This is a genomic window from Streptomyces sp. SID14478, from assembly GCF_010548525.1.
Classification (GTDB): domain Bacteria; phylum Actinomycetota; class Actinomycetes; order Streptomycetales; family Streptomycetaceae; genus Streptomyces.
The window spans coordinates 1-11291 of the sequence record NZ_JAAGMG010000705.1; the positions used below are offsets into that span (position 1 = coordinate 1).

The 11291-nt window shown below is 67.9% G+C and carries 7 protein-coding genes and 3 pseudogenes; 4 read left to right on the forward strand and 6 right to left on the reverse strand.

All coding sequences use genetic code 11. From position 1 onward, the window contains the following. A partial coding sequence (locus tag G3I40_RS23485; RefSeq protein ID WP_203644662.1) for a hypothetical protein occupies window positions 1-594 on the forward strand: 594 nt, incomplete at its 5' end. A gap of 1186 nt (window positions 595-1780) precedes the next feature. On the opposite strand, the pseudogene G3I40_RS23490 reads toward G3I40_RS23485, so the two are convergent. The 4 genes and pseudogenes from G3I40_RS23490 to G3I40_RS23505 all read right to left on the reverse strand — a co-directional run. Further along, window positions 1781-2518: pseudogene (locus G3I40_RS23490) on the reverse strand (polysaccharide deacetylase family protein); the annotation flags it as partial. Window positions 2519-3073: 555 nt separating this feature from the next. Continuing rightward, entirely contained in the window at window positions 3074-3301 is a 228-nt protein-coding gene (locus G3I40_RS23495) for a hypothetical protein (RefSeq protein WP_164304104.1), read from the reverse strand. A gap of 37 nt (window positions 3302-3338) precedes the next feature. Further along, window positions 3339-4925 (reverse strand): ISL3 family transposase, encoded by a 1587-nt coding sequence (locus G3I40_RS23500; RefSeq protein ID WP_343245007.1) that lies wholly within the window; start codon window positions 4923-4925, stop codon window positions 3339-3341. 1294 nt (window positions 4926-6219) lie between these two features. After that, entirely contained in the window at window positions 6220-7173 is a 954-nt protein-coding gene (locus G3I40_RS23505) for an NAD(P)-dependent alcohol dehydrogenase (protein ID WP_164304105.1), read from the reverse strand. 162 nt (window positions 7174-7335) lie between these two features. Between G3I40_RS23505 and G3I40_RS23510 the strand changes: the two genes are divergently transcribed. Beyond that, window positions 7336-7863 (forward strand): TetR/AcrR family transcriptional regulator, encoded by a 528-nt coding sequence (locus G3I40_RS23510; RefSeq protein ID WP_164304106.1) that lies wholly within the window; start codon window positions 7336-7338, stop codon window positions 7861-7863. Between the two features lie 128 nt (window positions 7864-7991). On the opposite strand, the pseudogene G3I40_RS23515 reads toward G3I40_RS23510, so the two are convergent. Further along, window positions 7992-8873: pseudogene (locus tag G3I40_RS23515) on the reverse strand (IS481 family transposase); the annotation flags it as partial. A 218-nt stretch (window positions 8874-9091) separates the two neighbouring features. After that, window positions 9092-10024, reverse strand: coding sequence for an NADP-dependent oxidoreductase (locus G3I40_RS23520; protein ID WP_164304108.1), 933 nt, complete (start codon window positions 10022-10024; stop codon window positions 9092-9094). A 162-nt stretch (window positions 10025-10186) separates the two neighbouring features. On the opposite strand from G3I40_RS23520, the gene G3I40_RS23525 reads away from it, so the two are divergent. Both G3I40_RS23525 and G3I40_RS23530 read left to right on the forward strand, forming a co-directional pair. Further along, window positions 10187-10558, forward strand: coding sequence for a MerR family transcriptional regulator (locus G3I40_RS23525; protein WP_164304109.1), 372 nt, complete (start codon window positions 10187-10189; stop codon window positions 10556-10558). 111 nt (window positions 10559-10669) lie between these two features. Then, a pseudogene (locus tag G3I40_RS23530) lies at window positions 10670-11291 on the forward strand (IS5 family transposase); the annotation flags it as partial.

The window sequence follows — 11291 nt, forward strand, 5'->3', positions numbered from 1 at the left end:
GTACGCGACCGCTTCGTGCTGCCCTCCCAGCTCACCGACGAGGCCGCCGACCTCCTCCACCGTGCACGCAGCGCTGCTCTGAAGGTCCTCGACTCCGAGGTCCACGAACGCGACCTGGTCGACCGCCAGCGCGCCGAGCTCCAGCTCCCCGCGCAGGTCTGGGAGGTGGCCCGCTCCCTGGACCGCTACAGCGGCCTCGTCGAGGAGACTCCCGACACGGCGGAGGGCGAGCACGCCCAGGCGCCCCTGGACGCCCGCCGGGCGGCGCTGAAGACGGGCCTGGCTGCCATCGAGGTGCAGGTGGAGGCGCTGGAGACGTACGCGGCGCAGACGGCGGAGGCTGACGCTCGTCTGCGGGAACTGCAGCAGATGAAGCAACTGGAGAAGGACGGCGCCGACGTGCTGGACTTTCTCGCCTCGACCGCCCGCGCCGACCTGGCGACGGCCGAGGTGGGAGCGCTGTCTGAGCAGGCCAAGGTTGTTGCCGACCGGTTCACCGCCGCTCTCGTCGCGGCGAAGGACGCCGCGGTCCAGGCACTGCCCGCCGCACCCGCCGTTCTCGACAAGGTCCCGCACCCCGGGAAGGGGAGGTAAGTGCCCGCGGGCAATATGGAGTTCGGGAAGTTCGGCGCCCGCGGCCCGCCAGCTCGACATCCTGGGTGTGTGAGGGCCCGGGGTGTGCACCGTTGCCGCCGGTTCGAGGGGGGCTCCGGGCCCTCACGGTGAGCTTGCTCCCGAGGAAGGAGGAACGCGCGCTCGCTGGTCTCAACGCGTGTTCCGAGGGCTGGTTACGGCTCGCGGGCGAGCAGTTGAGGGTGCCACGGCGAGTCTGCGGGCCTTTGCCCGTTAAGTGAGGAAACGTATCTGCTGCGAGGAAGCCCGCAGTGGCTGGATGCCCCCCTCTTGCGTCTGTGGGGTCCGACGGCGTTCCGGGCGAGGCGGGCCCGGTCCCTGCCCTGGCGTCCCGCGTGGCGTCGCCGCGCCCACCCGGGTGATCTGTTCGCGCAGGACGTGAGAATGTGTCCAACTGAAGCCCTTGAAAGACTAGTTGGACGAGATGCGGGGGAATCAGTGGCGGGTGTGAATGAGATGCCGCAGCGGGGGCGTGAGGAATACCGGCTCTATCTCGATCACGTGTCGGTATGCCCCGAGTGCAGCACACCGCCCGTACGGTGCCCGGTAGGCGAGGGCCTGTACCGCGCCTACCGCGCGGTCCGCCGACCGTAACCGCCGTTCAGCGATCCTGCGCCGGATCGGCCGGTTCGCGACACAAGGTGGGGCACCGGCGCATTCCCGCAACACTGGTACCCCGCATGCCGGCCATAAGGAGAGCGCGTTGTCCGCGAGCCTGGTACCGGTGTCTGCGCGGGTCTCTCGCTCACGGCGCGTGCAACACGTAACAGCAGCGCTTTTCATCTACGCCGCCGCGCCGGGAGCGGGGGCGCTGGTTCACGTCTCGGGCGGGCCGCCGGGGCGAGGCGGGGGACGGCGTCGATGCGGCGGGGACCGTCCCGGAGGCCCGGCGTGGGTGACCTGGCGCGGCGGGCGGGCCCACCATCACGAGGTGGCGTGAGGACCTTCCGGGCTCTGTGTCGGAGCGAAGGGCGTGCCCGGGGTCGGGCCAGGCATCGCCTTCGGAGTGTTGCTCATCAAGGCCGCGTTCGCCGCAATCGTGATGCGAGTGCCCCGCGACAGCCAACGCGCCGGGCCGTGACCGGCCCCAAGCAGCGAGATCGTGACCGCGCCGCCGCCCAGGTTGCGTTCGTGTCCCGTGGGCGGCTTATGGCAGGTAGTCCTGGAGCCGGGCGATGGCGAACCCTCTGGCGTTGAGGTATTTGATGAGTGAACGCATCATGTCTCTCATGGTGCCGTTCCATTCGGAACGGCCGCGGAAGTGGGTGAGGATGATGTCGCCGGCATGGACGTTCCAGTCGTCGCGGTAGTCCATCTTGCCGATGAATGCTTCCGATTCCCAGATAGGCACGTAGGTGATACCGCAGGACTTGGCTGCTTTGAGAGTGTCCTGGTTGTAGTTCCCGTAGGGCGGTCGCAGGAGAGTAGGGCGTTTCCCGTACTGCTTGGCCATGATGTCCTGCATGCCGCAGATCTCGCGTTTTTGTTCGGCGTAGGACAGTGCGGGGAGGTAGCGGTGGTGCAGGGTGTGATTGGCGAGGGGCGCGCCGAGCCGCTGTGCCGTTCGGAAGTATCCGTAGTCGTCCTTGATCTCGTCGTCTGTTAGGAACGCGGTGTAGGGGATGTTCAGTTCTTTCATCATCGACAGGAACGTCGGGTCTTTCTCCGCTCCGTCGTCGATGGTCAGGAAGACCACCTTGTCCCTGGTCGGGATGCCGGTGAACACCGGCGGCAGCCCCAGGGCCTTCTGGCCGCGCACCTCGAAGCCCGCGCGCGGAGCCATGGTCTTCTTCGCGTGAGGAGGGGCGGGCGCCGGCAGTGGCGGTGTGGGCAGGCCCCACCGGTGGGCGGCTGCCGCTCTGTGTGCCGTCCTCGTCCGCCGGGCGGTCTCGTGTTGTGGTCCTGGCGCACCGGTGCGGACTCGCTTGGTGGCGCGCACGGGCCGTGGCGGGGCGGACGGGTGGGTTGACGCACAGCTGACCAGCAGTGTGCCGGTGGCGGCGACGAGTACCGTTCGGCGCCACATGCGCCGGTAGGCGTGGCGTCGGGTGTCCTGTCGAGGCTCAGGGGCAGCATGAAGGCTCATGCTGACAGACCCTCACATCGAGTACGGCCGCCCGCATGTGGGAGATGCCAGCCGCTCTGCCAGACCACGCGGACCGGGGGCCGTACTCCGCGTGGCACGGGTTCTGACGTCGTGACAGATTCCCTGAATCAGCCGACACCCGGATGATGCAAGATGCGACGGAACAGGCCCGACAGGCGACGGCCTGCTCAACCAGGGCTGTCACCTGTCCAGCCCGGCACCTACAGCTCTTGCTCGATGAGCATCTTGAGCATGGTCTGTGCCGTTCGCCCCGACCCGGGACTTCGTGGAGTCACTGCACGCACAGCCGATAAGCATCGCGCGCTCGGTGGCGCGCTGCCAGTCCTGCGCGGATCAGCGGTCATCACTGTGGTCGTCGGCGTTGCGGAGGGTGGAGCGGACGACCTGGCGGAGGTGGAAGGGCCACAGTCCGGTCGGGTCCTCCTGGACGAAGGGCCGCTCGATGAGGCGGAGTGCGGCAGAGTCGTGGGTAAGAGCGCGGACCTGGGTAGCCAGCGGCACCGAGAACGCGTCCAGCAGAGCGGCGGAGCGCAGGACGTGGCGTTCGTTGTCGGCGTACACGTGAACATGGCTCTGGCAAGATTTTCGTAGGCGGAGATCACCTCGGTAGCGCGGTCGGCAGGTCCGCGAAGCGGCGGCGAAGATGGGCGATCAGCACGACGCGGTGCCTGAGGAGGGACACGCCAGCTCGGCCTGCCATGATGCGTTTCTGCAGCTTGACGTCGGTGATGCGGCCCTCGTTGACCCCGGAGTTGTAGAGGGTGGTGACGCCCTGGGCTACGGCATGTCGGTCTTCGTGGAGGGCTCTGGCAAGGCCAGCCAGTGGTGCGAGCCCAGTGTTCGCGAGGTCGTTCAGCCACTCTGACAGGCCGGTCGCGTCGCGGTTGTCGACCATGACGGCGAACCGGCGGACCAGGTCGTGGGCGGTCCTGAGTTCAGGGCAGTGGTCGAGGAGACGGGGCAGACGGTCGTTGATGTGCGGGCTGCGCCGATGCGGGTGGGTCGTGATCCATCGGGCGGCCTCGCGTGGTGAGGGCGGTCGCTCGCGTGGCTCGTCGATGGGCAGGCCCCGCCTGAGCGGTGCGACAGCCATTTTCACACGCTGATAGTGACCGAGGTAGCCCTTGATCTGCAGTTCTTCGTGCAGGATCTTCGCGCTGTGCTGTCCCTCGTCCCAGCGTTGCTGCAGGTAGTCGAGGTAGGGATCCAGGGTGGAGACCTTGCGTGGAGGGCGCCGCACGACCTCCTGCCAGGTGTGGGCTCGGGTGTACTTGCTGACGGTGCGGCGGTTCAGGCCGAGCTCCCTGGCCACGGAACTGTGGCTCCGGCCAAAACGGGTCAAGGCCTGAACGGCTTCGAAAAGCCCTCGCGCGTGGAGCTCGGCCCGCGTGTCCGCCGTGGTGTTCTCGACGGGCTTTTCGGCCCGTGCGGAATCGGCGTCGCCGATCGCAGGCAGTGCTGCGGGCAAGCAGCCGCGGTGGACCGAGGCGATGTCCTGGACTCGGCGGGAGAGGCCCTGCCAGAGGTGAAAGCGGTCGCTGACCTGCACGGCACCCGGGGCGCCGGCGGTGATGCCCTGCCGGTAGGCGAGGGACCCGTCGCGGCAGGCGACCTCCACGCCGGGGTGTTCGCGGAGCCAGCGGCCGAGCCGTTTCGCGTCGCGTCCTTCCCAGAGGGTGAGCGGAAGCCTGGTGGTCGCGTCCACCAGGAGAGTTCCGTAAGTGTCGCCGTAGAGAGAGAAGTCGTCCACCCCCAGCACCTTGGGCGTCACCAGTGGCGGCAACGGCACCCTCATCAGCTGGGACAGGACCGCCACCCGCGACAACCTGATGTTCAAGATCCGAAGCATCCGGGAGCCGCCCCGGCCGGCCAGCACCACGCCGACGTCCTCCACCAGGCCTTGCAGCCGTGGCGTCCGCCGCTGATAGCGCACGGTCAGCCCCGGCACTTGCTCCGCGAAGGTCACCTTCGGGCACGTCATGTTCTCGCAGTACAGACGGCGCACGGACAAGTCGACGAGCAGAGGCCGACCCGCGAGCGTGACGTCGGAAAGGCGCCGTGCGTAGCGGCTGTGGCACCACGTGCTGAGCTGCCCACATCCCGTACATCCTGCAGGGACACCGGATCTCGTGCAGGCCCGGACAGCCACCGCAGCATCAGAGACCTCGACCGAGACCACGAGCACATCAGACAACTGCGGTAACAGATTGACCAGTTCAACAGAGCACAATCAAAGGCTGCCCACCGCGCAGACCGACGACCCTGCTGGCGGGATGATCTCCGCCTACGAAAATCTTGCCAGAGCCAGAAAAGTCCGTACGCCGACATTCGTCGAGGGTGAGGTCGCTGACCGTGCGGGCGATCAGGGCAGGGAAGTCCCCGAAGTCGTCCGCGCGGGGCGGGCGTCCGCTGCGCCGGATCTCCAGGAAGCGGGAGACGGCCAGGTCGAGGTAGAGGGGGCAGCCCGTGCGAGCGGGCGGTGATCACCGCGCGTGTCTCGGGCTCGATGAGCGCGATGTTGCCGCGGGCCAGCTGGCGGGCGAGGTGATCGTCGCAGTCCTCGGGCGCCAGGTCGCCGATCAGGATCTGCCGCGCCGGGGGACCGCTGGCGGCACGCGTGCCGAGCGAGGGCGACGAACTGTCCAGGGAGGCGGTGTGGTTCGCCATCGAGATAGCGGCCCGCATCCCGTCAGAGAACTCAACAAGCCACCCCCGCAGCTGACGGTGCCCACGGCCGGTGAGTGCCTGCTATAAAGCGTTCCGGCGGGCCGCCTCAGCGCGCTCTGGCGGCGGCCCGCCACCGCGTGCTAAGACGGAAGCGCTCTGCCATGCCCCATGGAGATTTGCGGGACAGGCATGGCTCTGGATCACCTGCCGCGCTGCACGCCGGTCTTGTACCGGCAGAACTTGCCTCGCACGTGACGCGATGCAGGGTGAGAGATGCCGGGCCTTGCCGGGTATTGCGGCCTGCCAGACGGACGGCTGACAGGAAGCACTCCGGAATGCTTGCCTGCACCGCCTGTATCTGGATATTCAGTTTTAACGTCACGGCGGCACTGCACGCTGCCAGACGCAGGCGCCGGGGGGTTGGGACCACAGCCCTCCGGCGCCGACCCGTGATGCGCTGCGGAGTTCGCCGTAGGCGCCCGACATGCCGGGCAGGCGCCCCCGCGGAGCGGCACATAGGGGATGGCACGTGACGTCATCATCGAGCGGAAAGCCTGCTGGGCAAGCGCAGCGAGCGCCCGCCGCTGATGCAACTGAAGGGGCGCCGACGGAAGTGGGCTGGCCAGGGGCTATGCGCGTGCACCAAGTAGCTGTTTCCCGCGGTCGATCGCCGGTCTTCCTTGCAGCCTCGAGCAGTCTCGGTGGCACACCGGCTGGTGGTCGCAATGACACCCCTGTCTGTTCCGACCGCAAAAGCATGTCGCGCTGCTCATGCCCCCAGGGCCCTGCGTGCCGAGATTGAGATGCTTCGCTCACTCGGGCATGGGGACAGTTGCGGCGTCATCGGTGAGAGCGATGATGCGCTTGCCAGCTGCTCCGGTTCCGCGTTCGGCGTCACGGTGGGCGTTGGCGATGTGCTCCAGCGGGTAGGTGTCCGCGATCACGGGCTTGAGGTGCCCGGCCTGTACTTCGCCTGCGAGTCGGGTCAGAACGGCCGTGTCCGGGTTGCGTGCGGAGAAGCGGATCCGCCGGTTGCCGTGGACGCGGGATACCGCGACGGCCAGCATGCCGCGCAGAGGTGGTTCGACCGTCACTGCGGCCATGCGTCCGTTCTTGTTCAGATGACGCCGGAGCGCCAGGAGTTCGGTGCCGACCGTGTCGATGATGACATCGAACTTCGGCAGCCGGGCCAACAGTGTGTCGCGGTGGCGCAGCACGTGCGAGGCGCCCAGCTCGCGCGCCACGTCGTCGCCCGTCCGGCCGATGAGCGCGGTGACCGTTCCGCCGGCGGCGACGGCGAACTGGAGCGCGGCTAGGCCGACACCACCGGTGGCACCGCGCACCAAGACGCTCTCCCTCTCACGGACGTGAGTCGTGTCCTGTACAGCGATCATGGCTGTCTGTCCGACCACCGGGAGTGCGGCGGCTTCCGCGAACGTGAGCCGCTTGGGCATGTGGGAGATGCTGGTCGCGGGCACCACCACGTAATCGGCTGCAGTTGCGGTCTGTGCGCGCAGGCTCACATTGCGAGGCAGCAGTCCCCACACCGCGTCGTCCGCCTTGAGCCCCGTGACGCCGTCGCCGAGAACCGCGATGGTTCCGGCGAAGTCTCCGCCCACTCCCTTGGGAAAGCGCCGGCCCGTGAGGAGCCGCATCCTGCCCTGTCGGAGTCTCAGCTCCCCGTTGCTCACGCCGGAGGCCACCACTCTCACCAGGACCTCGCCCGGGGCGGGCGTCGGGAGCGCGATCGTATTGACGCTCAGCACGTCCGGATCCCCATAGGAGTGGTACTGCGCTGACCGCATCGTGCTTGGCAGAGAAGGTCGCTCGTTGTTCATACGCCCAAAACTAACCCATGGGTCAGTTTTAAAACAGCCGGATAGTCAGTTTCGTCGGCCCGTGGTCGGTCCATGCCGCACAATGGAGGGGTGGCACAAATTCGCACACGCACGGGACTCGCCGCGAGAGATGCGCTGGCCCGCGCCGCGCTGGAGGTGATCCGCGAAGAAGGCTTCGACGCCCTTTCGCTGCTCCGGGTAGCCCAACGGGTGGGCGTCAGTAAGTCAGCCGTCTACCACCACTTCCGCACCAAGGACGAGCTCGTTCACCGCGCTCTCGCTCCGGTTGCCGACGGGCTTCGCGACATCATCGGAACACCCGCGCCGCTCGAGGAACGGATCGACCGGCTCATCGATCTCGCCCTTGCCCACAAAGAGGTCATCGCCCTGTGCTCGCCCGCCGCAGCCGCCCGGATCGGCGAGCAGACCCTAGGCGACAGCAATGCCGGCGGGGTGGAGATCGTGCAGGCCCTGGCCCCGCCGGGCACCGGAGCCGTCCAGGCGCGCATACGCGTCGAGGTGTTCCTCGCGGCCCTCGCCGCAGCCGCCAACGCCTGCGAGCACAGCAGCGACATCGACGAACTGCGCCCCGCGTTGCGCAGCCTGATCCTTCCCTGACAGGCCCACGAGCAAGCGGCCGGACCATTCACCCCACAGCGTTGTCCGCTCGCACGGAACAGATCCTGCGCCTGCCCCATGCCCCTCGGCGTGTGGAGCGCAGCTACACAACGCAACCGTCAGGCGGCTCACCAGCTGACATATAGACATACATGCAAGCACCGCCATGTGCGATGCGGCGTTCGCGCTCGGAGCTGTAGTCGCGGACGTATGCCCACTCGCGGGCGAGCGTCCCCTGGTTTCCCGTTCGTGCGCGGGGTGTAGGGGCGGGTGCGCTTGTGCTTCGTGGCGGTCACGGTGAGCGCGTCAGCCCAGGTCGTGGAGCGGTAGCAGGCACCGTTGTCGGTGAGGCAGCGGCGGATCGGGGCGATGCCATGGGCGGCGAAGAAGGCGACAGCGCGGTGCCAGAAGGCGACCGCGGTCACGGCTTTTTCATCGTCCAGGGCCTCGGTGTAGGCGAGCCGGGAGTGGTCGTCGAGCGCCGAGTGCGTACGCGTAGCCGACTTTGCCGGTGCCTGGACCGGTCCGTTTTGAGGCGCGAGCTGCTTCGGTGCCCATACCGTGTATGCGTCGGCCGGGAGGCGTCCGAGTTTCTTGACATCGACGTGGAGCAGGTCACCAGCGTGTTCGTGCTCGTAGCGGATGACCTCGCGCATCTGCTCGCCGGTGGGCGGGTCCAGGTCGCGCGACCGGTTGAGACCTCGCCGGACCAGAACACGGTGCACGGTGGCCGGGGAGAGAGTGATGCCGTGCAGGCGTTCGAGGTCGGCGGCGAGGCGGACGGGGCCGTACTTGGTCTGCCGTCGCAGCGCCTCCACCAGGTCCGCGACCTCCTCGGCGGTGCGGTCCGGGCTGGCATCCGGCCGGGAGGAGCGGTCGAGCAGTCCGTTCTCGCCGTGCGCCGTCCAGCGGGCGTACCACTTGCCCAGGCAGCGCCGTGAAACGCCGGCCTCGGCCGCAACATGCGCGATCGGCGTCCGGCGTCCACTCGCTCGCAAAGCCGGCGACGCCCTTCCTGTGTCAGCAGTGCGTTGGGGTGGCCCACCATGTCAGGACGCGGAGTTCATGCGCATCCGGACGCCCTCAGTCTCCCAGCGGCCAGGCCACCAGGACGGCTCCCCTCGGGGATGCCTTGCCAGGCGGCTGTCTGCGGCTGGCCTGTCAGCGTGCGTGGGAGACGTCGGCGTCGCCGTTGCTGCCACTCTCCGTATCCGCGCAGGAGATGGCCTTACGAGACCAGCACGATCTTGCGCCCGGCAAGGCCACCGCGCTCGAGGCGTTCGTGGGCCTCGCGTGCCTGGGCGAGCGGGAGCGTCTCGATGCGGATCCGGTCGAGGAGAGACGTGGTGAGCAGGGAGGTCAGGCGAGGAGGGTCGGCCTGTACTACGACCTTCTCGACAGCGACGCCGCGCTCCGGCTCGTTCTTGTCGGCGACGTGAATGGAGACGAAGGCGCCGCCGTCCTTCACCGCGCGGATCAGCCCGGGGCCCGCAACTGCGGCGTTGAAGACCGCGTCCATGCCACTCGGCACCACCTCACGGGCCGCAGTGGCCATCTCCTCCGGCGTGCCACGAAGGAGCCCTCCCGCGTAGCCCTGAGCGGCAAGCGCCTCGTCTGCCATCGAGCCGGTGACATAGACATACGCCCCCGCAGCTGCAGCCGCGGTGGCAGCGCTCATGCCCACCGGGCCGCCAGCACCAACGATCAGGATGTTCGCTCCCTCAAGGGGCCCCATGCGATCGGTGGCCTGCGCGCCAGTCAGGGCGTTCATCGCGAAGACGGCGGCACGCGCCGGATCGAGGTCCGGCGGCAGCGCGGCCACCCACTGCGGCGCGACACTGATCACCTCCGCATAGGTGCCGCGGCCCACCTCCGAACCGAGCCACGGGACGAAACCAACCACAGCGGAGCCGGCGGGGAGCGTCGGAGCCGGATCGAGGAGAGTACCGACGAAGTCCCAGCCCAGTACGGCGGGGAAGGCGAGGCCGAGATCCTTGAGTCGTTGCGGGGTGTCGCCGCGCCGGAGCTCCACATCACTGACGTTGGCGGTGCGGGCCCGGACCCGTACACGGATGCGGTCTCGGGTCGGCAGCGGTTCCGGCCGCTCCCGCACTTCCAGGACCTCGGGCGGGCCGAAACGATCGAACTCGACACGCAGCATGATGACTCCTCCTGTGCTGTCAGGGCATTCGGGACGACGAAGCTGCCATCGACCCGTTATGCGGCAAAAGCAGTATTCGCCGCGGTTTCTCCTGAGCGTTAAGGTAGACGTTGACATCCGTGTCAAGGTCAAGCGCGCACCGTGCCCAAAGGGAGCGTCCTCATGAAGATTGGTGAGCTGGCGCAGATCTCCGGTTCCTCGCCCCGGCAGATCCGCCACTACGAGGCAGCGGGCCTGCTGTGTTCGATTCGCCTGCCCAACGGATACCGCGAATTTCAGGACAGCGACGCCCGCCGGGTGCGCAATATCAGGACTCTGCTCGACTACGGTCTGACCCTCGGCGAGATCACCTCTACCGTGCGAGCGGTCTGCGATGCGGAGACTTACGAGGCACTGGATGAGAGCGAATACACCCAGGCCGTCGGAGCCCTAGACGGCCGTATCGCCCTACTCCAAGAACTTCACGACCGCACCGCGCGGCAGCTGGAGGCGCTGCGAGCTCTGCGTGACGGATTCGATGACGCCGGAGAGTGAGAGGCCCTGTCGCGTAACCAGCCTCATGCGGCAACACACTTACTGACCGTTTCAGAATGACTTTTGTTGTGGGGCTTGGTAGTTGGGTGTTGTGTCGGCAGGATTGGTTGGGTGACTGTTGAACTGGTGCCTGATGACCTGTGGGAACGTGTGGCGCCGCTCTTACCTGCTCGTCCGCCTCGGCGGCGTCGGTATCCCGGGCGGTTGCCGGCGGATGACCGGGCTGCGCTGAGAGGCATTGTCTATGTGCTGTGCAAGAGCGTGAGCTGGCGGGATGTTCCCGCTGAACAGGTCGGCTGCAGTGGCGTGACGGCCTGGCGGCGCCTGCGGGACTGGACCGAGGCCGGCGTCTGGCCGCAGCTGCACGTGGTGCTGCTGGCCGAGCTGCGGGCTGCGGGGCTGTTGGACATGGACGACGCAGCGATCGACGGCTCGCACGTGAGGGCGCTGAAAGGGGGGCTCACACCGGACCTTCGCCGGTCGACCGGGCCCGGCCCGGCAGCAAGCACCACTTGATCGTCGACCGGCACGGCACCCCGCTGGCCGTCTCGCTGACCAGCGGGAACCGCCACGATGTCACGCAGCTGGTGCCCCTGCTCGATGCGATACCCCGCATCCGTGGTGTCCGCGGGCGGCCCAGGCACCGGCCGGGCCGGCTGTTCGCCGACCGGGGTTACGACTACGACAAGTACCGCCGTCTTCTGCGGTCTCGCGGCATCACACCCAAGTTCGC